The 22,013-nt window shown below is 43.7% G+C and carries 24 protein-coding genes; 10 read left to right on the top strand and 14 right to left on the bottom strand.

The genetic code is table 11. The features are described from left to right. Window positions 1-155: 155 nt before the first annotated feature. Window positions 156-677, bottom strand: a complete 522-nt coding sequence (locus ACFSYC_RS12705; RefSeq protein WP_377128087.1) for an NADPH-dependent FMN reductase — start codon at window positions 675-677, stop codon at window positions 156-158. 288 nt (window positions 678-965) lie between these two features. Between ACFSYC_RS12705 and ACFSYC_RS12710 the strand changes: the two genes are divergently transcribed. From ACFSYC_RS12710 to lepB, 5 genes are read left to right on the top strand one after another with little or no spacing between them, the layout of a single operon-like run. Continuing rightward, entirely contained in the window at window positions 966-1,772 is an 807-nt protein-coding gene (locus ACFSYC_RS12710) for a ParA family protein (RefSeq protein ID WP_377128090.1), read from the top strand. A 1-nt stretch (window position 1,773) separates the two neighbouring features. Next, complete coding sequence (locus tag ACFSYC_RS12715; RefSeq protein WP_377128093.1) at window positions 1,774-2,709, top strand: ParB/RepB/Spo0J family partition protein; 936 nt, start codon at window positions 1,774-1,776, stop codon at window positions 2,707-2,709. A gap of 7 nt (window positions 2,710-2,716) precedes the next feature. Beyond that, a complete protein-coding gene (locus ACFSYC_RS12720; RefSeq protein ID WP_377128096.1) occupies window positions 2,717-3,406 on the top strand; it encodes a DUF5683 domain-containing protein in 690 nt (229 codons plus the stop codon). Between the two features lie 19 nt (window positions 3,407-3,425). Further along, window positions 3,426-4,199, top strand: a complete 774-nt coding sequence (gene dapB / locus ACFSYC_RS12725) for a 4-hydroxy-tetrahydrodipicolinate reductase (protein ID WP_377128099.1) — start codon at window positions 3,426-3,428, stop codon at window positions 4,197-4,199. 33 nt (window positions 4,200-4,232) lie between these two features. Continuing rightward, window positions 4,233-5,378 (top strand): signal peptidase I, encoded by a 1,146-nt coding sequence (lepB, locus tag ACFSYC_RS12730; protein WP_377128102.1) that lies wholly within the window; start codon window positions 4,233-4,235, stop codon window positions 5,376-5,378. A gap of 179 nt (window positions 5,379-5,557) precedes the next feature. Here the strand turns inward: lepB and ACFSYC_RS12735 are convergent, their stop codons facing one another. From ACFSYC_RS12735 to rpmB, 7 genes are all read right to left on the bottom strand, one after another. Beyond that, window positions 5,558-6,631 (bottom strand): Ldh family oxidoreductase, encoded by a 1,074-nt coding sequence (locus tag ACFSYC_RS12735; RefSeq protein ID WP_377128104.1) that lies wholly within the window; start codon window positions 6,629-6,631, stop codon window positions 5,558-5,560. 93 nt (window positions 6,632-6,724) lie between these two features. Next, window positions 6,725-8,347, bottom strand: a complete 1,623-nt coding sequence (gene bshC / locus ACFSYC_RS12740; protein ID WP_377128107.1) for a bacillithiol biosynthesis cysteine-adding enzyme BshC — start codon at window positions 8,345-8,347, stop codon at window positions 6,725-6,727. 46 nt (window positions 8,348-8,393) lie between these two features. Beyond that, window positions 8,394-9,728 (bottom strand): 30S ribosomal protein S12 methylthiotransferase RimO, encoded by a 1,335-nt coding sequence (rimO, locus tag ACFSYC_RS12745; protein ID WP_377128110.1) that lies wholly within the window; start codon window positions 9,726-9,728, stop codon window positions 8,394-8,396. A 105-nt stretch (window positions 9,729-9,833) separates the two neighbouring features. Continuing rightward, window positions 9,834-10,799: a signal recognition particle-docking protein FtsY gene (gene ftsY, locus ACFSYC_RS12750; protein WP_377128113.1), complete on the bottom strand. Its 966-nt coding sequence runs from the start codon at window positions 10,797-10,799 to the stop codon at window positions 9,834-9,836. A 125-nt stretch (window positions 10,800-10,924) separates the two neighbouring features. Continuing rightward, window positions 10,925-11,089, bottom strand: coding sequence for a DUF4295 domain-containing protein (locus ACFSYC_RS12755; protein ID WP_377128116.1), 165 nt, complete (start codon window positions 11,087-11,089; stop codon window positions 10,925-10,927). 59 nt (window positions 11,090-11,148) lie between these two features. Next, complete coding sequence (gene rpmG, locus ACFSYC_RS12760; RefSeq protein ID WP_377128119.1) at window positions 11,149-11,331, bottom strand: 50S ribosomal protein L33; 183 nt, start codon at window positions 11,329-11,331, stop codon at window positions 11,149-11,151. A gap of 75 nt (window positions 11,332-11,406) precedes the next feature. Further along, window positions 11,407-11,640 carry a 50S ribosomal protein L28 gene (rpmB, locus tag ACFSYC_RS12765; RefSeq protein ID WP_144247620.1) on the bottom strand — a complete coding sequence of 78 codons (234 nt, stop codon included), beginning with the start codon at window positions 11,638-11,640 and terminating at the stop codon, window positions 11,407-11,409. 211 nt (window positions 11,641-11,851) lie between these two features. Between rpmB and acs the strand changes: the two genes are divergently transcribed. Both acs and ACFSYC_RS12775 read left to right on the top strand, forming a co-directional pair. Continuing rightward, entirely contained in the window at window positions 11,852-13,753 is a 1,902-nt protein-coding gene (gene acs, locus ACFSYC_RS12770; RefSeq protein WP_377128122.1) for an acetate--CoA ligase, read from the top strand. A gap of 70 nt (window positions 13,754-13,823) precedes the next feature. Then, window positions 13,824-14,009 carry a CsbD family protein gene (locus ACFSYC_RS12775; protein ID WP_377128125.1) on the top strand — a complete coding sequence of 62 codons (186 nt, stop codon included), beginning with the start codon at window positions 13,824-13,826 and terminating at the stop codon, window positions 14,007-14,009. 40 nt (window positions 14,010-14,049) lie between these two features. Here the strand turns inward: ACFSYC_RS12775 and ACFSYC_RS12780 are convergent, their stop codons facing one another. Then, window positions 14,050-16,584: a family 20 glycosylhydrolase gene (locus ACFSYC_RS12780; protein ID WP_377128128.1), complete on the bottom strand. Its 2,535-nt coding sequence runs from the start codon at window positions 16,582-16,584 to the stop codon at window positions 14,050-14,052. Window positions 16,585-16,745: 161 nt separating this feature from the next. On the opposite strand from ACFSYC_RS12780, the gene surE reads away from it, so the two are divergent. From surE to ACFSYC_RS12795, 3 genes are all read left to right on the top strand, one after another. Continuing rightward, the gene (surE, locus tag ACFSYC_RS12785; protein WP_377128131.1) at window positions 16,746-17,519 is read left to right on the top strand and encodes a 5'/3'-nucleotidase SurE; all 774 of its coding nucleotides are present in this window, start codon (window positions 16,746-16,748) and stop codon (window positions 17,517-17,519) included. Between the two features lie 42 nt (window positions 17,520-17,561). Next, window positions 17,562-18,671 (top strand): lipid-A-disaccharide synthase, encoded by a 1,110-nt coding sequence (lpxB, locus tag ACFSYC_RS12790; RefSeq protein WP_377128134.1) that lies wholly within the window; start codon window positions 17,562-17,564, stop codon window positions 18,669-18,671. Between the two features lie 87 nt (window positions 18,672-18,758). Further along, entirely contained in the window at window positions 18,759-19,850 is a 1,092-nt protein-coding gene (locus tag ACFSYC_RS12795; protein WP_377128137.1) for an acyltransferase family protein, read from the top strand. Window positions 19,851-20,056: 206 nt separating this feature from the next. Here the strand turns inward: ACFSYC_RS12795 and ACFSYC_RS12800 are convergent, their stop codons facing one another. From ACFSYC_RS12800 to ACFSYC_RS12820, 5 genes are all read right to left on the bottom strand, one after another. Then, window positions 20,057-20,209, bottom strand: coding sequence for a hypothetical protein (locus ACFSYC_RS12800; RefSeq protein WP_377128139.1), 153 nt, complete (start codon window positions 20,207-20,209; stop codon window positions 20,057-20,059). Window positions 20,210-20,245: 36 nt separating this feature from the next. Then, window positions 20,246-20,401, bottom strand: coding sequence for a hypothetical protein (locus ACFSYC_RS12805; protein ID WP_377128142.1), 156 nt, complete (start codon window positions 20,399-20,401; stop codon window positions 20,246-20,248). Window positions 20,402-20,414: 13 nt separating this feature from the next. Then, on the bottom strand, window positions 20,415-20,597 hold the full coding sequence (locus ACFSYC_RS12810; RefSeq protein WP_377128144.1) for a hypothetical protein: 183 nt from the start codon (window positions 20,595-20,597) through the stop codon (window positions 20,415-20,417). A 207-nt stretch (window positions 20,598-20,804) separates the two neighbouring features. Then, window positions 20,805-20,978 (bottom strand): hypothetical protein, encoded by a 174-nt coding sequence (locus ACFSYC_RS12815; protein ID WP_377128147.1) that lies wholly within the window; start codon window positions 20,976-20,978, stop codon window positions 20,805-20,807. Between the two features lie 272 nt (window positions 20,979-21,250). Next, window positions 21,251-21,991 (bottom strand): DUF4249 domain-containing protein, encoded by a 741-nt coding sequence (locus ACFSYC_RS12820; RefSeq protein ID WP_377128150.1) that lies wholly within the window; start codon window positions 21,989-21,991, stop codon window positions 21,251-21,253. Window positions 21,992-22,013 lie beyond the last annotated feature (22 nt).

The raw sequence follows: 22,013 nt of genomic DNA on the forward strand, positions 1-22,013 counted from the left end.
TACAAGATAAATATTTGATATTCAGATATCTATATCAAATAAAACCAAATCCTTCAAAACAAAAAAGTCGGAAGATTAATCTTCCGACCATGACTGGGTAAAATGGGTGTTTTAGGCTATTTTTATCAATTTGAACTACTGAAACAGCGCTTATGCTAAAATTTTACAAATTTTTCCATCTGCTCATCAGTAAACTTTACGGTGTCCTCCTTAAATAGATCACCATGTTCGTCAAATTCAGTTTTGATATTGGGGATGTGCAGCTTGAGCGGCATCACATTTAAATGCACGTAATGGCATACACCGGTAAAATGATCAATGCCGCGAATGTTGCCATATTTGCCGGATGATATCCCGACCAGTGCGGTTTTCTTCTCGTAAAAACTGGCAGGAAAAGCGCAAGCATCGATAAAAACCTTTAATGCGCCGGGGAAACTGCCATTGTACTCGGGGATAATGAAGATGAATTTATCCGTCGCTGATACAATATCCTGCAATACTTGAAACTCGGCACTGCGTTTGCCATAAAGGTCCGTCTCTAAAATGTTGGGCGGCAGTTGGGCCATAGATAGTATGCCGGCCTCTATGCCTTTTTCGCGTAGTTTTTTTTGGTAATAAAGGGCAACTTTTTGGGTTGAACTTCCCGGCCGGTTGGTAGATAATATGATAGTAATCATTGTGAGTTGTGACTTGTAAGTGGTGCGTTTTGAGTAGTAAGTAGCAAAAGATAGGTTTAAAAGAAACGGTAGCGTATGCTATTCATCAACCCTACGTTCACTCACCGTTAACCACTCACCATTCACTACTCAGTACTCACCAGATTGTTTGTAAATAGCTAAAAACTGTGGATTTCTCCGTGTTTTTAATATATATATTAGCGCTTGGTAAAAAGTTTCCCGAAGGTAGAAATTTATATTTCTAATTTCGTTGTAAGTTAAACCGTTATAAAATTTTGGAGAAATATAATGAGTAAAATTATAGCATTGGCCAATCAAAAAGGTGGCGTGGGTAAAACCACATCATCAATAAACCTGGCCGCAAGTTTAGCCGTTTTAGAGTACAAAACCTTATTAGTTGATGCCGATCCGCAAGCTAATGCCACCTCAGGTATCGGGTTTGATCCGCGCAACATAAAAAACAGTATTTATGAGTGCATCATCAACGAGATTGATCCTCGCGACGCTATCATAAAAACAGATACACCACACCTTGACCTGCTGCCTGCACATATTGACCTGGTAGGTGCCGAGATTGAAATGATCAACCTTCAAAATCGCGAGTATAAAATGCAGGAGGTTTTTGACAAAGTGCGTAACGATTATGACTTTATCATTATAGACTGTTCGCCTTCATTAGGCTTAATCACCATCAATGCACTAACGGCTGCCGACTCGGTGATCATCCCTGTACAGTGCGAATATTTTGCTTTGGAGGGTTTAGGTAAATTGCTTAACACGGTTAAAATTGTACAAAACCGTTTAAACCCTGATCTGGAAATTGAAGGAATTTTATTAACCATGTATGATGTGCGTTTACGCCTGTCAAACCAAGTGGTTGAAGAGGTGCGTACCCATTTTGAAGATATGGTGTTTGATACCATTATACAGCGTAACACCCGCTTAAGCGAGGCACCAAGCTTTGGCCTATCGGTAATTATGCACGATGCTAATTGCAAAGGGGCTATCAATTATTTGAATTTAGCTCGCGAAATCATTCGCAAAAATGGATTAGTAAAAGACGAGGCGAGAGCTACTACAACAGTAACCGTATAACATGAGCGCAGAAAAAAGGAGAGCGTTAGGCAAAGGATTAAGCGCATTGCTAAACGATTCTGACGATGTACTTCCGTATAGAAAAGCAAGCAACGGTGCAGATAGCGCATCAAGAAATAACAACGGCGCAGTTTCAGAAACTAATGGACTGGGCTCGGTAAATGAAATAAAGATAGCCGATATTGAGGTTAACCCTTTTCAGCCCCGTACCGGGTTTGATGAGCAGGCCCTGGCCGATTTATCAGCATCTATCAAACTACAAGGACTCATACAGCCAATTACGGTACGCCGGGTTAGCGGGCATCATTACCAGTTAATATCAGGCGAGCGCCGTTTACGTGCCTCCAAGATGGCCGGTTTAACCCAAATACCGGCTTACGTACGCACCGCTAACGATCAGCAAATGCTGGAGATGGCGCTGATTGAAAACATACAGCGCGAAAACCTTAACGCTATTGAGGTTGCCTTGAGTTTTCAGCGTATGATAGATGAGGTTGGATTAAAGCAAGAAGAACTTGGCGATCGCGTTAGCAAAAACAGATCAACTGTAACTAACTATTTAAGGCTGTTACGTTTGCCGCCAACCATACAGGCATCTATTCGCGATGGCGAGCTAAGCATGGGCCATGCCCGCGCTTTAGTAACGGTAGAAGATCCGGCACAACAATTATATTTGCATCAACATATTATTCAGCAAGGTTTATCCGTTCGTAAGGTGGAAGAGATGGTGCGCGACTTACAAAGGGGACGCACTAAAAAAGAAGGAAAACAGCCTGAACCCGTATCATTTCAATTGCAAAAGATACAAGACGACCTGGCATCAAAGTTTAGCTCCCGGGTTAAGCTTAAAGTAGGCAGTGAGGGTAAAGGCTCTATCGAAATTCCTTTTTTGTCAGAAGATGATCTTAACCGCATTTTAGAAATGTTGGATTGGTAAAAAACAGATGTACAGATATCTATTAATTTTAACCTTTGTAATAGCTTTTGGGTTTACTGCTGCAGCGCAAAACCCATTAATGCCCGTAGGTACAGCCGCTAGCTCGAGGGCTGATAGTCTGAAGAAAGCCAAAAGCGACTCGATAAGATCAAAACCGTTTGCGCCTAAAACAAATACGGTTAAAATATATCACCCGGATAGCACCCACAGCCCAAGCAAGGCATGGCACCGCTCGGTAGCTATCCCCGGATGGGGCCAGGTTTATAACAAACGCATTTGGAAAGTACCGGTAATTTATACCGGGTTAACCTTATTGGTGTTAATGTATAGGTTTAACCAGGATCAATACACACAATTTTTAGGGGTGGCAAAGTTACGCGCAAGAGGCGAAGTGCCGGGAGTGGATAACATCAATTACACCTTGTATCAGCAGGTAACGCCATATCCTGATCAGGCTGTTAATGACCTGGTACGGGGCTACGCACGCTACCGCGATTTAAGTGTGTTGCTTTTTGCAGCAGCCTGGGGCATACAGACCATTGATGCTTATGTAGACGCGAAGTTTCAGCACTCGTACTCAATGGATGATGATTTTAGCGTAAGGATTAGGCCAACCATGATCAATCAACCGGTTTACGCGCAAAATTATAACGGTTCCTTTATTCCGGGTTTAAAAGTTACCTTTACGCTTAGATAAAGAACGCATTGCGCAGGCATTGCGCCGCCAAACTATATTATTACAAATGAAAATTGCATTATTAGGTTACGGTAAAATGGGTAAGATCATTGAAAAGATCGCTGTTGACCGTAAACACGAGATCGTTTTAAAAATAGATCAGGATAATCAGCATGAGCTTACTACAGAAAATCTTTTAAAAGCTGATGTTGCCATTGAGTTTAGCACCCCTGCTACTGTATTAGCTAATATTGACCTTTGCTTTAAAGCCGGCGTACCCATTGTTGTGGGTACCACAGGTTGGTATGAGCAGTTAGAAGGTATTAAAGCCCGCTACGAAAGCAGCGACAATGCCTTTATATACGGCACAAACTTTAGTGTTGGCGTAAATATATTCTTCCACATTAATAAAGTACTGGCTAAGATGATGAACAAACAACCGTACTATGATGTGCAGGTTGAGGAGATCCATCACACACAAAAGCTTGACTCACCAAGTGGTACCGCCATCACCATAGCCGAGGGTATCATAGATAACCTTGATCAGAAAAATCAATGGGTAAATGTTATGACAGACGTTAACAGCCCGGTTGATGACAATGCCAAAGCCGAAGACGTACTGATAGAATCATACCGTATAGAAAACGTGCCCGGTACGCATACCGTTATTTATGATTCTGAAGTTGATACTATAGAGATTAAACACACCGCGCATAACCGTAACGGTTTTGCCCTGGGCGCAGTACTTGCTGCCGAGTGGGTAGCCGATAAGAGAGGCTTTTTTACTGTGGCGGATATGTTTGATTTATCGTAAATTTTATTTTACCTACAAGATATTTAAAACCAAATGAACTGGAAATTCTGGAGTAAAAACAGTAAAAACACCAAAGCCAAGGTTGTGAAAAAATCAAAGGGCCGCGAGTGGGTTGATGCCGTTGTGTTTGCTGTAATTGCCGCCACACTAATACGTACCTTCTTTATAGAGGCGTACACCATACCCACACCATCAATGGAACGCTCATTGCTGGTTGGCGATTTTTTATTTGTGAGTAAACTTAATTATGGCGCGCGTACGCCTATGACGCCTGTGGCGTTTCCGTTTGCGCATCATACCATGCCCATTACAAACACTAAAGCTTATTGGGAAGGCATTAAATTGCCATATTACCGTTTACCGGGCTTTAGCGATGTAAAAAAAGGCGACGTTGTAGTTTTTAATTACCCTATGGATGCCGACGAGCCGTTAAGCCGCCCGGTTGATAAACGAGAGAACTTTATAAAACGTTGCCAGGGTGTTGGTGGCGATACCTTGTCGGTTGTTGACGCGCGCGTATTTATTAATGGCAAGGCGGCAGAAGATCCGCCCCAGGGACAGATAGATTATACCTTGAAAAGCAACGGCAACATCAATCCTGATGTGATTGATGATTTGCATATCTCCATGTACGGTGGTGTATACCCTACCATGACGCCTGATGCTTACAAAACCCTTAAAGGTTTTTCTAACGTTACCTCTATAACGCCTAACATTCGCAGGAAAGGCGATTTTGACCAGGTTTATCCCACTAATCCTAATCACCCTGCAGTAGCTGATGATTTGTTAAGGCTGGATGGCAAGGTCCATGATTTTAAATGGAACGTTGATAATTATGGCCCTATTATCATCCCTAAAAAAGGGTGGACCGTAAAACTTGACAGCCTGACCTACCCAATTTATGCCCGTTGTATAAGCGTGTACGAGGGTAATAAACTACAGGTTACAGGTAAGGATATTTTAATTAATGGTGTAAAAACAGATAGTTACACTTTTAAAATGAACTACTACTGGATGATGGGCGATAACCGCCACAACTCTGACGACTCGCGTTACTGGGGCTTTGTTCCAGAAGATCATATTGTAGGCAAAGCCCTGTTTATATGGATGAGCATGGACGATGAAGCATCGTTTTTTGGCAAGATCCGTTGGAGCAGGTTGTTTAATATAATAAGGTAGACAGCCCCCGGCCCCGAAACATACTAAGAGAGGCCCGATCATTGATCGGGCCTCTCTTGTTTAATACCGCCGCTGTCATTGCGAGCGAGGAACTAGCGCGGTAATCGCACGGCGAAGGGTCGCCAACTTATCTGCGTGCGATTGCTTCGTACCTCGCAATGACAAATTGGTTAAAACGATTAAAGTGGGCTCACACCCATCTTCGCAGCCAACTGATTTAAATCCTTCACTACCGCATCAACTAGCGGTATTCCATTTTTTAGCCTGTCTATGTGTGCTTCATGCTCCGGCTCGCCGGGGATGATGACTTTTTGGTTAGGATCGATTTGCGATGCCGATTTGAAGCGCGACACCCAGTTGTCCAGGTGGGCCTTAAACTCATCAACCGGGCGGAAACCGTCTACCCGCATGGCGCCCAAAAAATGGCCTATACCGGTGCCAACGGGATCAGCAGGTGGCTCAAGGAAAGATACAAATGGCGGTACCCAAGGGCCATAATTAGCACCTGAAAGTACTGCCGATAAAATATCTACCGTAGCACTTAAGCCAAAGCCTTTATGACTACCATGGTCGCGGTCACTGCCCAACGTAAGTAGCGAGCCCCCGTTTTTCAAAGCATGCGGGTCGGTAGTGTAATTACCTTCTTTATCCTGGATCCAGCCTTCGGGGATGGGTTTGCCTGCTCGCTGGGCAATTTCCAGTTTTCCGTTTGCCGCTGCCGACGTTGCCATATCCACAATCACCGGGGGATATTTACCTGCCGGGAAAGCATAACACATAGGGTTGGTTCCCAGCATCCGCTCGTTACTAAAGGTAGGTGCCACAAGCGGACTGGCATTAGTCATGGCAAAGCCGATCATATCTTTCTCTACAGCCATCAGCGCGTGATAACCTGCAATACCAAAATGATTTGAGTTACGGATAGACACCCAGCCTGAACCATACTGCTCAGCCTTTGCAATAGCCACTTTCATAGCGAATGGCGCGACAACCAAACCTAAGCCCGCATCGCCGTCAATGGTGGCGGTGGTAGGGGTTTCGTGTACAATGCGGATGTTGGGAGTTGGGTTAATGCGCTGTTTCTCCCACAAACGAACGTAGCCAGTTAAACGGGCCACGCCATGTGAATCGATGCCCCGCAAATCAGACAGTAACAGCACATCAGCAGCAAGGGCCGCATGCTCTTCGCTGCAGCCCATTGCCTTAAATATATCTTGAGTAAAAGTTCTTAGGGATTGTTCAATGACTAGCATGTGCAAAGATATTAAAACGAAACATAGATACGCTATACTTTGCGTCGTGGCTCATGCACAGTAGACGCAAAGCAGGGCGTCTCTACATTGAAATTACGCCTCCGTCAACACCGCGAACTCAAAATCCAGCGGTTCAAAACCTGCAATCAGTTCATCAATAAAAGACTGCCCCCATTTTACATAAAGCAAACCGAAGTTCTCATTGCGCTCCTGCAAACTGCCGCCGGGGAAGAGTTCTGCTTTGATCTGTTCTATTTGCTCAAGGCGGGTGTGGTAGTTGTGTTTTTCAGAGCGTACCAGTTTCTTCTCCAGGTTGTCAATAGCCTTTTTAAGGCGTACGCGTACCGCTTCTGTCGAAGGGCCGAGGGTTGGGTCTATTTTAGCTGCGCGTTCTTTAAGGGTGTCAAAAATTGTGCTTAGCGCTGCCCATTCGTTTTGGATGGAGAGGGTATGGTCGCTATGTTTTTTTATCCAGTAGTTTTTTAGTTCGTCTGTTGATTTAAACAGGTCGGCCGGTGAAAGCTCCATGCGTTTTATTTTTGCCGCCGACGCTTTACGTACCACCAAACCCGAGTTGCGCAGGATCAGCAGCGGGAAATCAATCCCATAAAAATCAAAGTTTGATTTTAGCTCCAGCCAGTAAACCACTTCGGCACCACCGCCTATGTAGGCAATATTGGGTAAAATGCACTCCTGGTACAGTGGGCGCATTACAACGTTGGGGCTAAATTTAGCGGGATTTTTTTTGATCTCTTCCTTTAAAGCTTTTTCGGTAAAGCTGATATCGGTATTTAAAACCTTATACAATTCGTCTTCAAAAACCAAACGCTCACGTATGGCGCCTTGCATGTAAAAAAAGTTGATCTCGCGTGGGTTTACCTGGATATGTACGCCTAGGTGGGTCAACCTTTCGTTCGTGGCAGTGATGTTGTTAAAGCTGTTTTGCTCAATAATATCGCGCTCGATAATGGCGGCAAATTGCTGTTTAAGCTGTTTATTATCAGCATCAACAATAACCAAACCATAGCGACCAAACAGCGCGTTTACCATGTAGCGGGTAGCATCAGCCAGGCGGTCGAAACGGGTGTAAGCAGTTTCGACAATGGCCGCCAATTCAGGTCCGTAATGTTCCATACCCAGCACGCCCTTGTATTGGTTAAGCGCCTGGCGCAAGGTTTCGGGGTTGATACGGCCGGTAGCTCCCGACGACTCGAGCCACCAGTGTACTTTTTTACCGCCTATGGTGGTGTAGCTTATCTCGGCAAAGTCATGGTCCTCTGACGCCATCCAGTAAACGGGTACAAAATTTTTGTCGGAGAATTGCTCCTTTAGCTGGCGCGCCAGTTTAACAGCCGTAACTATCTTATAAATAAAATAAAGCGGACCGGCGAAGATGTTCAGCTGATGGCCTGTAGTTATGGTGTACGTATTGTCTGCCCTCAGGCTTTGAATGTTTTTCTGAACGCATTGTGGTATGGCAAAGTCAGTATCCCAAATGCGGGCGTATTGCGCAACTATTTGGTATTGATCTTCGATAGTATCAGCAAGCAGATCGCGGTTGGCTATCACTTTTTTGTGTTGCAACAACTCGGCAAAACCATCAAGGGTAGGGCGGTGGCTATAAAATTCTCTTAACTCCGGTTTGTCTTCCAGGTAGTCAATCACGGTTGGCGAAAAGGCTCCGGTTTCTTTATAGCTTATACAGGCAACGTCCATGCGGTCAAATGTAAAATCATTTAACCTTATACACAATGGGTTTGTTTTATTTTACAATATGTCCATAAAGGTCAAAATCCTCGGCGGTATCTATTTTGACATTCACAAAGGTGCCAATGGTAGCGTAGTTAATCGTAGCATCAATTAGTACCTCGTTATCAACTTCAGGAGAATCATATTCTGTACGGCCAACAAAGTATGGTCCGTCTTTTTTGTCTATTAAAACTTTGTACGTGTTGCCTATCTTTTCCTGGTTTTTCTCGAAAGAAATTTCCTGTTGAATTTCCATGATGGCATCGGCGCGTGCTTGTTTTACTTCTTCAGGCACATCATCAATTAATGAGTGCGCATGCGTTTTTTCTTCGTGCGAGTAGGTGAAACAGCCCAAACGATCAAACTTGGTATCCTGAACCCAGCGTTGCATTTCTTCAAAATCGCGCTCGGTTTCTCCAGGGTAACCGGTAATTAACGTAGTACGCATAGCGATGCCCGGCACACGGTCGCGAATCTCGTTCACTACGTCAATAGTTTTCTGTTTGGTAATGCCGCGACGCATCGATTTTAGCATATTATCCGTAATGTGCTGCAGCGGCATATCCATGTATTTACAGATATTGTCGCGCTCATTCATCACATCCAACACCTCCAGCGGGAAGCCCGAAGGGTAGGCATACTGCAAGCGGATCCACTCAATGCCGTTAACGTCAGAGATACGGCGAAGTAACTCGTCAAGGTTACGCTTACCGTATAGGTCAAGACCGTAATAGGTCAAATCCTGGGCAATAAATATTAGTTCTTTGGTTCCGTTTTTGGCTAATTTTTCGGCTGATTTAACCAGCTCATCCATAGGTGTGCTTAAATGCTTGCCACGCATAAGCGGGATAGCGCAGAAGGAGCAGGGGCGGTTACAGCCCTCGGCGATTTTGAAATATGCGTAATGAGAGGGGGTGGTCAGCAAGCGCTCGCCAATCAATTCATGCTTGTAGTTGGCGCCTATAGAGGATAATAAGTTTTGGAGATCATTAGTGCCAAAATAAGCATCAACGTTTGTGATCTCGGCTTCTAACTCGGGTTTATAACGCTCGCTCAGGCAACCGGTAACGATAACTTTACCAACTTTGCCCTGGTCTTTAAGCTCGCTATATTGTAAGATAGTATCAATAGACTCTTGTTTGGCATTATCAATAAAGCCACAGGTGTTAATTACAATAATATCATCTTTACCCACCTTTTCGGCCTCGTGCACCACGTCAAACATGTTGCCCTTAAGTTGGCCCATTAAAATCTCAGAATCGTAAGTATTCTTTGAACAGCCAAGGGTAACTACGTTTACACGCGGTTTTTTAGTTATGATGGGTTTGCTTATTTCTTTCGTCCTCATTTATCTTTTGCACTTATTGTCATTCTGAGCTGTAGCGAAGAATCTGCCACGCGGCGAATGTATAGTTTTGAGATCCTTCACAATCGCTCAGGATGACAATCCTTTTTAATCCTTAAATAAACTATCTACAAAGGCCTTGCGATCAAACAATTGCAAATGATCCATGGCTTCGCCGACGCCTATATATTTAACGGGTATTTTAAACTGATCTGATATACCTATCACTACACCACCCTTTGCTGTACCATCTAATTTGGTAAGCGCCAGTGCATTAACGGCGGTAGCTTCGGTAAATTGTTTGCATTGCTCAATGGCGTTTTGCCCCGTAGATGCGTCAAGCACCAGCAGTATCTCGTGCGGTGCGCCGGGTACTACCTTTTGCATAACGTTTTTGATCTTGGTTAGCTCGTTCATCAAACCAACCTTATTGTGTAAACGGCCTGCGGTATCTATTATAGCTACATCGTCGCCGGCAGCTACTGCAGATTTTAGCGTATCAAAAGCAACAGATGCCGGATCAGATCCCATGGCTTGTGCTACAACCTTAACACCAACACGGTCTCCCCAAAGTTGTATCTGGTCAACCGCTGCTGCTCTAAATGTATCGGCAGCGCCTAATACTACTTTATTGCCTGCCTGTTTTAGTTTGTGGGCAAGTTTGCCAATGGTAGTGGTTTTACCTACGCCATTAACGCCAACCACCATAATAACATATGGCTTGTGGGTGCCATATTCAAAGCTCGAAAAATCATTACTGTTATTTTCGGCAAGTAGTTGTTGTATTTCGTCGCGCAGCAAACCTTGCAGGTCGCCGGTGCTTACATATTTATCGCGGGCAACGCGGGCCTGTATACGCTCAATAATTTTTAACGTGGTTTTTACGCCAACGTCTGATGTAACCAGTACCTCTTCCAACTCGTCCAGCACGTCATCATCAACGGTGGACTTACCGGCAATAACTTTGGTGATTTTTGAAAAAAAGTTGTCCTTGGTTTTTTCTAAACCAGTATCAAGCGCTTCCTGCTCCTGCGGAGTGCTTTCCTTTTTCTTAAAAAAATCAAATAGTCCCATGTTTGTTGATGTGCAGATGAGCGGATATGCAAATGTGCAGATTTATGTGCCAAATAAATATTACGCTAACAAAAAAAGCCCTCTCGTTTAAAACAAGACGGCTTTAATACTTTTAATCAAGTTAATTACTGAGCTTTTGATGCAGCAATCGCCTCTTTAACGTGATCGTTGTGTATAATAGCTTCTTTGAATGAGTAAGCACCTGTTTTAGGTGATTTATTCATTGTAATCAATTTTGAATATTCTTTACCTGCACCGGTTTTCAGGGTTGCAACTACTTTCTTTGCCATTTCTTTTAATTATTGAAGGAGTGAATGAATGAACGAGCGATTTACCGCAATCCAACCAATTACTTAATTTCTTTATGAAGCGTTACTTTACGTAAAACAGGGTTGAATTTTTTCAACTCTAATCTTTCAGTCGTATTCTTTTTGTTCTTAGTGGTAATGTAACGAGACATACCTGGCTGACCAGTTGCCTTGTGCTCTGTGCACTCTAATATTACCTGAACTCTGTTGCCTTTCTTAGCCATCGTATTGTTATTTTATGGTACGCTATTAAACAGAAAACAATGAACTAATCATTATTCGCTATTCAAAACTACCTGCTATATATATCCTTTTTTTACAAACTTGTTAATACAAGCTGTTATCCCGTTTTTGCTGATAGTTTTTACAGCTGATGTAGATACTTTTAAAGTAATCCACTTATCTTCTTCAGGGATGTAAAACTTTTTAAGCTTAAGGTTTGGATGAAACCTGCGTTTAGTTTTGCGGTTTGAGTTAGAAACGTTGTTACCAACTATTGACGCCTTTCCTGTTAAATCACAAATTCTTGACATGACAATTATTTTTTTACCCCTTTTATTAAAGGGATTGCAAATATCAGGATTTTATGTTGAATAGGCAACAGTGTTTTTAAAATATTTTCAAAAAAATGTTCAGCCCTAAAATGGTGTATCATACCAAGCTATCACTACGGCTATCAAAAATACATTTTTTCATTTACAGGTCTTAATTAAATCACTAATTTACACCCACCAATTACCTGTTATGAAAATTACATCATTCGACCATTATAAGGACGTTTATAAGCATAGTATTGAACAGCCCGAAGAATTTTGGGCCGGCATTGCCGATACTTTTGTATGGAGAAAAAAGTGGGATAAGGTTTTGAACTGGAACTTTAAAGAGCCCAACATTAAATGGTTTGAAGGCGCAAAGCTAAATATCACCGAAAGCTGCCTCGACCGTCACCTGGATACCATTGGCGATAAAGCGGCCATTATCTGGGAGCCAAATGACCCAAGCGAAGATCACCGCATTATTACTTATCGCCAGTTGTATGAAAAGGTTTGCCAGTTTGCCAATGTGCTAAAAAACAACGGCGCTAAAAAAGGCGACCGTATTTGTATATACATGCCTATGGTGCCCGAGCTGGCTATCGCTTTGCTGGCCTGCGCCAGGATAGGTGCTATTCATTCGGTTGTATTTGGGGGGTTTTCGGCGCAATCAATAGCTGACCGCATCCAGGATGCCGAATGTAATATCGTCATCACCAGCGATGGTAGTTTCCGTGGTAATAAAGAAGTGCCGCTAAAGTCGATCATCGACGATGCTTTGGTGCGCTGCCCGTCTGTTAAGCGGGTAATTGTATTAACCCGTACCCGCACACCTGTTGCCATGATAAAAGGCCGCGATGTATGGTGGGAAGATGAAATTAGAAAAGTAGAAACCCAGGGCGGTAAAGTTTGCGAAGCCGAAGAAATGGATGCCGAGGATATGCTTTTTATCCTTTACACGTCGGGCTCTACAGGTAAACCTAAAGGCGTAGTGCATACCTGTGGCGGCTATATGGTTTATACCGGTTTTACGTTTGATACAACTTTTCAGTATCAACCCGAAGAGATTTACTTCTGTACGGCAGATATTGGCTGGATAACCGGGCACTCTTATATCGTATACGGTCCGCTATCGCAAGGCGCAACTTCGTTGATGTTTGAAGGGATACCAACTTACCCAAGCCCGGGCCGTTTGTGGGACATTGTAGATAAGTATAAGGTTAACATATTATATACAGCGCCAACGGCTATCCGCTCGCTGATGAGCTTTGGCGATGATCCACTGAAACAAAAAGATTTAAGCTCGCTAACTAAACTGGGATCGGTAGGTGAACCGATTAATGAAGAGGCATGGCATTGGTTTGATGAAAAGATTGGCCACGGTAATTGCCCGATTGTAGATACCTGGTGGCAAACCGAGAACGGCGGGCACATGATATCGGCCATTGCCGGTGTTACACCTTTAAAGCCAAGTTATGCCGGCTTACCGTTACCGGGTGTGCAACCGGTTTTGGTTGACGAAAAGGGAGCTATTATTGAGGGTAACGGTGTGAGCGGAAATCTCTGCATCAAGTTCCCGTGGCCGGGTATGCTGCGGACTACTTACGGCGACCATGAGCGTTGCCGCCAAACTTACTTTGCTACTTACCCTGACCTGTATTTTACCGGCGATGGTTGCTTACGCGATGACGAAGGCTATTACCGTATAACCGGCCGTGTTGATGACGTGCTGAATGTATCTGGCCACCGTATAGGTACTGCCGAGGTGGAGAACGCTATCAATATGCACAGTACAGTTGTGGAGTCGGCCGTAGTGGGTTACCCGCACGACATTAAAGGGCAGGGCGTGTACGCTTTTGTAGTTTGCCCTAACCAGCATGGCGATGATGAGCTTACCCGCAAAGATATTATGATGACGGTTGCCCGCATTATAGGCGCTATTGCCAAGCCTGATAAGATCCAGTTTGTAACCGGTTTGCCAAAAACCCGTTCAGGCAAAATTATGCGCAGGATACTTCGTAAGATAGCCGAGGGCGACACCAGCAATTTAGGCGATATATCAACCTTGCTTGACCCAGCCGTGGTTGAGGAGATAAAGGCTGGAGCTTTGTAGTTTAAGTATCAAACTTTGAAACTTAAACCGGCTTTTGGCTGTTGCTCTAATACATCTAAATAAAAACACTATGAGCGATTTAAAATTAAGAGGTGGCTGGAAGGAGTTAAAAGGAAAAGTGAAACAAGCCTACGGCGATTTGACGGATGACGATTTGATCCACGAAGAAGGAAAAGACGATGAGCTTTTAGGCAAGCTGCAGCAAAAAACGGGCAAGGGCCGGGATGAGCTGGTTAAATGGTTAAACGAATTGTAAAATAAGAAGCCCCGACTTTATCGGGGCTTTGTTATTAGGGCTAATTATTTAGGGTGATTATCCGGCCTGCCCTTCCGGCCGGATTAAATAAGCCCAATTTAAGTTTCGATGCAGAAAGCGGATTGGTATAAACCGGGCTGCTTAACGTGGGTGTTGTACCATCGGTAGTATATCTGATGGTGAAACCCGGCAAGCCCGAATTTGCAACAACTTGTTTGTTTAATTTTATTGCCCCAACCTCGGGTATGCGGTACTTAAAGCCGCCCGCGTAATAGCTTAAGCGTGAAAGCTCACGTTTACCCATAAGGTTGGCAAAGTTTGACCAGGCTTCGCGGTAAAGCCCTTGACTCTTTATGGTGTCTGTGGTTGTAGCCCACTCAGGGTCTGCCGCCCACGCGCGTTCTGCCAAGCCCAGTAATTTAGGTAGCAGCATGTACTCCATCTTGTCCGATGTTTGCAAGGTTTCGCTCCACAATGCGCCTTGTATGCCTACTATGTTGTTTTTACCTTCTAAGGTTAATTTTTCCTTAGATAAAAACAGCGCCCGGTTAAGCGGGTTGCCCGATTTATCTATCGTTACATTTTTAAAATAATCAAAAGGGATAAACTTAAAGGCTGCTGCCTCATCAGCATAGCTACCCCAATAATAGCCTGGCTCGTCGAAGCTTTTGTTGTAGGCCATGTCAAAGTACAGGTTGGTTACATTAGTTAAGATCACCTTATAGCCGCTATTGGCCAGCTTGTACGCTAAATCCTCGGCACCCCACCCCAATACATTGTTCCACACTTCTAAATGGATATTTTCATTAGCTAAAGCAGGGTTTATTACCGATGCTTTTTTACCGTCTTGCATTACTTTGTGGGTGCCTGCTTCTTCCCATGCCGTTAAGTACAGGTTATTGGCCTTAAGCATTTTGTTTATCCTGCTGTAGTAGTACTCCCACATGTCATCAGTGCTTTTAACCGTAGGATCTGTTTTTGACAGCTTGAGGTAAGCGGGTGATTTCTCCCAAACACCGGCAGGCACTTCGTCGCCGCCAAAATGGATAGTTTTTAATGGCGCACCGGCCTCGTTATACATTTGTTTAATGCCGGCAACAACGGTTTCTATAAAGCTATAGGTAGACGGTAACGACACATCAATTACATTATCATCAAAATATTGTACAGAAAGATATTTAGAATTGTCGGCTAAATCGCGCAGCAAATACTGATTAGCTTCCTGCGGTTTGTTTTGAGCCATGTAGTTTTTGTACCGCGCATCCATGGCCTTTACAGCTGCACGCGCATGGCCTGGTGTTTCAATTTCGGGGATAACCAAAATGTGCCTGTCGGCAGCGTATTTTAATATCTCCACAAAATCAGCCTTAGTATAAAAACCTGTGCCTGATGTATTATTTACTGACGGCCCCGAACCATACGACGGCTGTATATTTTGACTGTCATCAATCACGTGGCCGCGCTTAGCACCAACGGCAGTAAGCTCGGGCAGGGCGGGTATTTCTAAGCGCCAGCCTTCATCGTCTGTTAAATGAAAATGGAATACATTGAGCTTGTACAAACTCATCAGGTCCAGTAGCTTTAACACTTCCTGTTTTGAATGGAAATTGCGCGCTACATCTAACAAAACCGCGCGGTAACCAAACCGTGGTTTGTCGCTAACATCAACACCCGGTAATATGATAGATTGTTGCGCAGCGCGATAAGCCGCCGGCGGTATTAAGGTTTTAAGCGATTGGATGCCATAGAAAGCTCCCTCGCCTGATGACGCCGAGATCGTTATTGCCTGGTTGGTTATATTAAGTTCATAAGCATCGGCAGGCAGGTCTTTCTTTATAAGCCTGATCGTATTGGTTGATGAGGTTGTGGCTGCGGATATAAGCTTGCTAAGTTCTTGTTTTAAGTAAGCGGCTTCTTTGTTAAATACCAGGTCAGCAGTAATTTGTGTGCCGATGGTTAAATTAAACGCGCTGCCGTTGGTCTTGTAACTTTGCGGTGTCGGGAAGATCTTGGTCAGGCTATCTGCGGGGATATCGCGTATAGTTCTGTTTTGCTCATAAACAGATTGCGGCGTACTGGGCGCCCAGTTATCATTAGGTGCCCGTGCAAGCTGTTTTGCCTGGGTAGATGGTATAAGTGTTGGCTCATTTAGCGGGTAGTATTTAGCTGGCGCATCATCCCAAACCAGGTAAAAACCTTTCGGCGAATCTGTTTTGTTGATCAGCCAGTACAAAACTGCCAGTTGGGCTTTTAGCGACTTATTTTTAGCTATCCCCTTAAAACCGGCTTTAGGTGCCAGGTAATGAAAGTCGCCGTTTACGTGGGTAACCTCCAGTCCGCTGCTAACAGAGCCGGCTATTACCGGCCTCAAAAAATTGAAATAAAGCTTCCAGCCTTTAGCAGGCAGCGTAAATTGTGGGCCGGTATTTATGGTTAAAGCGGCAAGCGATTGTTGTTTGTTCTGATAATTATTTTCAATGATCTCCCATTTCAAATTTAACGCAGGTTTAACCCCTTGCTGGGCAAAAAGTTGAGACGAGAAAAAAGTTATTAATATAATAAGCAGACGTTTCATAATAGCAGTATAAAGTAGTGACATGACGTAAAAAATGATGCCACTACAGCTAAAGTAGCGATTAAAATTAATAGCGCCTACCATAATTAGCGTTTACATTCATTAGTTTCAAATCTTGGCTCTTGTTTCTTGACTCTCAATTCTAATCACTAATTTTGCGGATGACAAACTCAAAACCTATCATTCTTGTAGTTAATGACGACGGCGTAACCGCGCCCGGCATAAAAGCACTTATTCATGTAATGAAAGAGATTGGCCGGGTGGTAGTTGTAGCGCCCGACAGTCCGCAATCCGGTATGGGCCATGCTATTACTATTGGCAAGCCGCTGCGTTTGGATAAGGTTGACTTGTACGAAGGCGTAGAGATGTATAGCTGCTCTGGTACCCCGGTAGATTGTGTGAAGCTGGCCGTTACCAAAATATTTAAAGGTAAAAAGCCCGACCTGTGCGTGTCGGGCATTAATCATGGCTTGAACAATGGTATCAACGTGTTATACTCGGGTACCATGTCGGCAGCGGTTGAGGGGGCTATCGAGGGTATTCCTTCTATTGGTTTTTCTTTAGATGATTATACCTGGCAGGCTGATTTTAGCCATACCGAAAAGTATATTAAGGATATTGCCCTGCAGGTTTTAGCTAACGGCATGCCTACGGCTACATTGCTAAACGTTAACTTCCCTAATACGCCAAACTTAAAAGGTATCAGGATCTGCCGACAGGCTAACGCCAAATGGGCCGAGGATTTTGACGAGCGCGTTGACCCATACAAACGCCCTTATTATTGGATCAGCGGTGTTTTCCAGGTAAACGACAATGGCGAGGATAGTGACTCATGGGCTTTGGATAACGGATATGTGTCAGTTGTGCCGGTACAATTTGATATGACGGCGCACCACGCTATCCCTATTTTAAACAGCTGGAAGTTTAACGCTTAATCGTATTTTTGAGCACATGCTGAATTTGAATAGCCCCATCCAATGAAATATTACCTGGTAGCCGGCGAGGCTTCGGGCGATTTGCACGGGGCCAATTTAATGAAGGAGCTAAAGAAGCGCGACCCGCAAGCCGGGTTTCGGTATTTTGGCGGCGACCTGATGCAGGCCGAGGGCGGCACGCTGGTTAAACACTATGCCGACATGGCCTTTATGGGTTTTTTTGAGGTAGTAATCAACCTGCGTACTATCCTGAAAAATATGGCCGCCTGCAAGGCCGATATTGCCCAATATCAGCCCGACGTATTGATCCTTATAGACTTTCCCGGTTTTAATTTAAAGATAGCCGACTTTGCTAAAAAGCAGGGCTTACCGGTATATTATTACATATCGCCCAAAGTTTGGGCCTGGAACCAGAAACGGGTACTTAAAATTAAAAAGATTGTCGACCACCTCTTTTGTATCCTGCCTTTCGAGGTTGAATTTTACAGGGGATGGGGCATGGAGGTTGATTATGTAGGTAATCCATTACTGGATGCTGTAGCAGCCATTAAGCCTGACGCTGATTTCCTGGCCAAAAATAATCTTACAGAAAAGAAAATAATAGCCCTGCTGCCCGGCAGCCGCAAACAAGAGATCGACTATCTGCTGCCCGATATGCTGACCGTTGCTGATGGTTACCCCGACTACCAGTTTGTAGTAGCAGGCGCGCCATCGTTTAATGCCGCGTACTATAATCAGTACTTAAACGGCAGAACGATACCCATACTGTTTAACGCCACTTATGATATCTTAAATAATGCCCACGCCGCCATTGTGGCCTCGGGAACGGCAACGTTAGAGACGGCCTTGTTCAACGTGCCACAGATAGTAGTTTATAAAGGTAACCCAATCTCTATAGGCATAGCCCGGTTAGTCATCAAAATCAAGTTTATATCGCTGGTTAATCTCATCGTAAACAAAGGCATTGTTAAAGAATTGATTCAACAAGATTGCAACGCGGATAGGATTGGTGCCGAGTTAGATCAGATCCTGAACAATGCTGATTACCGCGGGCAAATGTTGGCTAATTATAATCAATTGGACGAGCGCATGGGCGCTGCCGGTGCCTCGGCTAAAACAGCTGATCTGATTATCGGGTATAGCCAAAACTAATCCAAGCTATCCTTACTGTTACGCAAAAGGTTTGCGTCGACGCTTGTTTTCGGTTATTATTGCGGTACATCCAATTATACCTAGTAAATGAGTACTGCTACCGCTGCCAACCCATTAAAAACTAAACAACATTTTCAGATTCTTGACGGGCTGCGTGGCGTAGCCGCCATATCTGTCGTGATATTTCACTTTATGGAGATAGCGCAGCCAGATTACGAAAAGAACTTCATCGGTCACTCTTTCCTTGCGGTCGATTTCTTTTTTTGTTTATCAGGCTTTGTTATCGCTTATGCCTATGATAATGAAAGATTAAACAAATTGGGTTTCGCCAACTTTTTAAAACTCCGCCTTATCCGCTTGCATCCGCTGGTAGTCATTGGTTCTGTTATCGGTATACTCAGTTGGTTGTTTGATCCGTTTAGCGATCTGTACAAAACTTATAGCGTAGGGCAAAATATCTGGCTGTTTGTCAGCTCGTGTTTAATGATCCCGTATCCGCTTGTGCACGATCGGTATTTTAACCTGTTTCATCTTAACGCGCCGTCATGGTCGCTGTTTTGGGAATATATCGCCAATATCGTTTATGCCCTGGTGCTGGTTAAGCTGCGCAATAAAATACTATGGATGTTGGTGGTAGTAGGTGCGGGCTTGATAGTTTACGAAACTACAAAATCAGGCAACATTAGTTACGGTTGGGGGGGCGACAATATAAGCGCGGGCGCTATTCGCGTATTTTACTCCTTTTCGGCCGGTATGCTGATTTATCGCTTAAACTGGATCATTAAATCGCGACTTGGATTTACTGCCGTAGGTCTGTTGACTTTGGCTGCACTTGTATTCCCTTTCTCAAACAAATGGAATTACGTAACCGAATCTGTCATCGTAATACTATACTTGCCCCTGTTAGTTGCCCTGGGCGCAGGTGCCACGTTAAGGCCCGCGTTTGCCAAAATCTGTAAAATCTCGGGCGAATTGTCCTACCCGCTTTACATGGTGCATTATCCGTTTATATGGATATTTTTTAGCTACCTGGCAATGTACAAACCACCTATGAGCCAAATGGCGGTCATTATCCCAATAAGTGTGGTACTATTGATTGCGTTTGCCTGGATTATTCTGAAATTTGTTGATGAGCCTATACGGAGGTATTTTAAGAGGAGGATGGAACAGGGTTCATAGGTAGCACGCCTTTATTCTCACATTGTCATAGCGAACCGCGGGGGAGAAATCTTATACGCCTTAATCGCGCTCGTAAACCTTTCTCACTCGTTCCTCGTATCGAAATGACGTCTCCTAAATTTTTTCAAAAAAATAGCGCTTTGCATAATTGCAAGGCGCTATCGTTTTTATAGGTAGTATTTTTATAGGTAGATGGTATATGTAGATCAGGCAGCTTTTTTGCCGGCTACCTGGTTGTTGCCGGCAAACTGGTTTTTTTGTTTGAAAGACTCAAGGTCTGCCATAAGCAAGGTTTTCAATTCGTTATCGTAACGTTTTAATAATTTGCTGGTTGCTGGTTTTTGTACTGATGTTTTCATAGTTAAAGTCTTTTTAAGGTTGAATATTTTAAAGAACTAGGCAACTGATAGCTGCTCGTTCCAAATTAATTTCAAAAAGTTGTTTTTTACGCCTTTAATAGCTCTCAGATCATTCATTATGATCTCTTTCAATTCGTTGTCAAACTTGGCTACCAATTTGCTTGTTGCGGGTTTTTGGTTGATAGTTTTCATAATGTTTATTTTTTTAATCTTGCTCTCTTTTTGGTTTGTCATCTTCTTCAGTCAGGTTGTCGTGGCGTCGCTTGGCTTCTTTAAACTGCCTTAACAGTTGCTCCTTGTCACGTTCGTCCGAAACTTGTTTGGGGTCGCTTGGGTTTTCCCAGGCTTTCTCTTTAGTTTCTTCCGGTTTATTATCTTCAACAATCATAACTTAATAACCGATGGTTGATAAACAGTATTCCAATAAAGTGCCAAACTTTTAAATCGCGCAGCAAAAAGTAACGGACGGCTCAAAAATATTTTGCAATTATATGTAACAGGATGTAAATGAGATTTTTAACTTTTGTGGAGAAAATGCCGAAACGAGTAAAAGTGTATAGTAAAACAGAATAATGTTTTTCGAACATAGTACTTATCACTGTACAACTGTAGGTCTTTGTTGTATCTTTTTGCGGTTTATGAGGTGCAAAGCAAGGGCAATTGATGATACCGTGATCCCCATTATACATACGTCATTCCATTGGTATGCATACCAGAGCTGGGTAGCGGCAAAGGTGCCGAGGGCACCACCTATAAAATAGGTTACCATATATATAGTGTTGATACGGTTGCGGGCGCTTCAACATAGTCCCGGTGTTTTTTAGCGCAGCGGGTAGCATGAAAGAAGTCTCCAGCTCAAGCGCGGTATCAATTATGAGTACAATAGGTTACGCGGGGCAGCTGGCCGGGCCCGCACTTTTGGGTTGGTTAGCGCAGCAATTTACCTTGCCAATAGGACTTTCGTTACCGGATCAATGTTGTTAGCAGCCGGCTTTTCATACCTTATATTCGAACGTAAAAAGCTCGCTTAAACCACCTCGGTTAGGGAATGATGATGTTTTTATGCTGCGATGTATGGGCGCTAAAAATTCCCAGTACTTTATCAGAATTAAAGTTATTAGGCGGGTTAGTAGGTGTAGTGGAGTTAAAGCCACCACCTTGTTGGGTAAACGTATACCAGTAGGCATACACATTTTTGTCTATGCATTGCATCTCAATATCAACCCTATCGCCGCTTTGCAGCTTTATGTCGTCCTGGTAAAGTAATTGTTGTACAAACTTACCATTGTTAAATTGGTCATTCCGGGCAAATATTTGCTTAACAAGTACACCATTTATAGATAAAACAAACTTGTATTGATTGGCAGCGTTGCCGGCGTCTTGATAAAAAACAAGAATAGTTTTAGTGGTGCTGTTGCCGAAGCGTTGTACAGATAACGCTATGGAGTCTATAAGCACTTTTTCGGGCATAACAGATTTCGCTGTGTATGTTTGCCCCTCTACGGTTACGTTTAGCGTGTAAGCAAGATTCATCCTGCCTATAAAAGAAGCCGAACTGTATGTGCCTGGCGAACGCTCAATTAAGGTACGGGTTACGTTATTCTGATCCGTAATTTTTACCACAGCACCTGACACAGTTGGATAGCTATTTGAGTTGGCCAGCGGTACAGATTTGGTAATTGACACTACCTGCGGCGCTAACTGATCTGTAACCTTACCCTCTATAACTAATTGGGGTGTTGTGCTGGCAGGTTTAATATCTACAACCTCTTTACATGACATTATAGCCAAGCTAAGAGAAGTA

This window comes from Mucilaginibacter antarcticus (genome assembly GCF_042686155.1).
GTDB lineage: Bacteria > Bacteroidota > Bacteroidia > Sphingobacteriales > Sphingobacteriaceae > Mucilaginibacter > Mucilaginibacter antarcticus.

Bases quoted from the DNA above. Each gene is read 5' to 3' on its own strand.
- ACFSYC_RS12705 (WP_377128087.1), bottom strand. From the start codon at position 677: ATGATTACTATCATATTATCTACCAACCGGCCGGGAAGTTCAACCCAA.
- ACFSYC_RS12710 (WP_377128090.1), top strand. From the start codon at position 966: ATGAGTAAAATTATAGCATTGGCCAATCAAAAAGGTGGCGTGGGTAAA.
- ACFSYC_RS12715 (WP_377128093.1), top strand. From the start codon at position 1,774: ATGAGCGCAGAAAAAAGGAGAGCGTTAGGCAAAGGATTAAGCGCATTG.
- ACFSYC_RS12720 (WP_377128096.1), top strand. From the start codon at position 2,717: ATGTACAGATATCTATTAATTTTAACCTTTGTAATAGCTTTTGGGTTT.
- lepB (WP_377128102.1), top strand. From the start codon at position 4,233: ATGAACTGGAAATTCTGGAGTAAAAACAGTAAAAACACCAAAGCCAAG.
- ACFSYC_RS12735 (WP_377128104.1), bottom strand. From the start codon at position 6,631: ATGCTAGTCATTGAACAATCCCTAAGAACTTTTACTCAAGATATATTT.
- bshC (WP_377128107.1), bottom strand. From the start codon at position 8,347: ATGGACGTTGCCTGTATAAGCTATAAAGAAACCGGAGCCTTTTCGCCA.
- rimO (WP_377128110.1), bottom strand. From the start codon at position 9,728: ATGAGGACGAAAGAAATAAGCAAACCCATCATAACTAAAAAACCGCGT.
- ftsY (WP_377128113.1), bottom strand. From the start codon at position 10,799: ATGGGACTATTTGATTTTTTTAAGAAAAAGGAAAGCACTCCGCAGGAG.
- ACFSYC_RS12755 (WP_377128116.1), bottom strand. From the start codon at position 11,089: ATGGCAAAGAAAGTAGTTGCAACCCTGAAAACCGGTGCAGGTAAAGAA.
- rpmG (WP_377128119.1), bottom strand. From the start codon at position 11,331: ATGGCTAAGAAAGGCAACAGAGTTCAGGTAATATTAGAGTGCACAGAG.
- rpmB (WP_144247620.1), bottom strand. From the start codon at position 11,640: ATGTCAAGAATTTGTGATTTAACAGGAAAGGCGTCAATAGTTGGTAAC.
- acs (WP_377128122.1), top strand. From the start codon at position 11,852: ATGAAAATTACATCATTCGACCATTATAAGGACGTTTATAAGCATAGT.
- ACFSYC_RS12775 (WP_377128125.1), top strand. From the start codon at position 13,824: ATGAGCGATTTAAAATTAAGAGGTGGCTGGAAGGAGTTAAAAGGAAAA.
- ACFSYC_RS12780 (WP_377128128.1), bottom strand. From the start codon at position 16,584: ATGAAACGTCTGCTTATTATATTAATAACTTTTTTCTCGTCTCAACTT.
- surE (WP_377128131.1), top strand. From the start codon at position 16,746: ATGACAAACTCAAAACCTATCATTCTTGTAGTTAATGACGACGGCGTA.
- lpxB (WP_377128134.1), top strand. From the start codon at position 17,562: ATGAAATATTACCTGGTAGCCGGCGAGGCTTCGGGCGATTTGCACGGG.
- ACFSYC_RS12795 (WP_377128137.1), top strand. From the start codon at position 18,759: ATGAGTACTGCTACCGCTGCCAACCCATTAAAAACTAAACAACATTTT.
- ACFSYC_RS12800 (WP_377128139.1), bottom strand. From the start codon at position 20,209: ATGAAAACATCAGTACAAAAACCAGCAACCAGCAAATTATTAAAACGT.
- ACFSYC_RS12805 (WP_377128142.1), bottom strand. From the start codon at position 20,401: ATGAAAACTATCAACCAAAAACCCGCAACAAGCAAATTGGTAGCCAAG.
- ACFSYC_RS12810 (WP_377128144.1), bottom strand. From the start codon at position 20,597: ATGATTGTTGAAGATAATAAACCGGAAGAAACTAAAGAGAAAGCCTGG.
- ACFSYC_RS12815 (WP_377128147.1), bottom strand. From the start codon at position 20,978: ATGGTAACCTATTTTATAGGTGGTGCCCTCGGCACCTTTGCCGCTACC.
- ACFSYC_RS12820 (WP_377128150.1), bottom strand. From the start codon at position 21,991: ATGTCATGTAAAGAGGTTGTAGATATTAAACCTGCCAGCACAACACCC.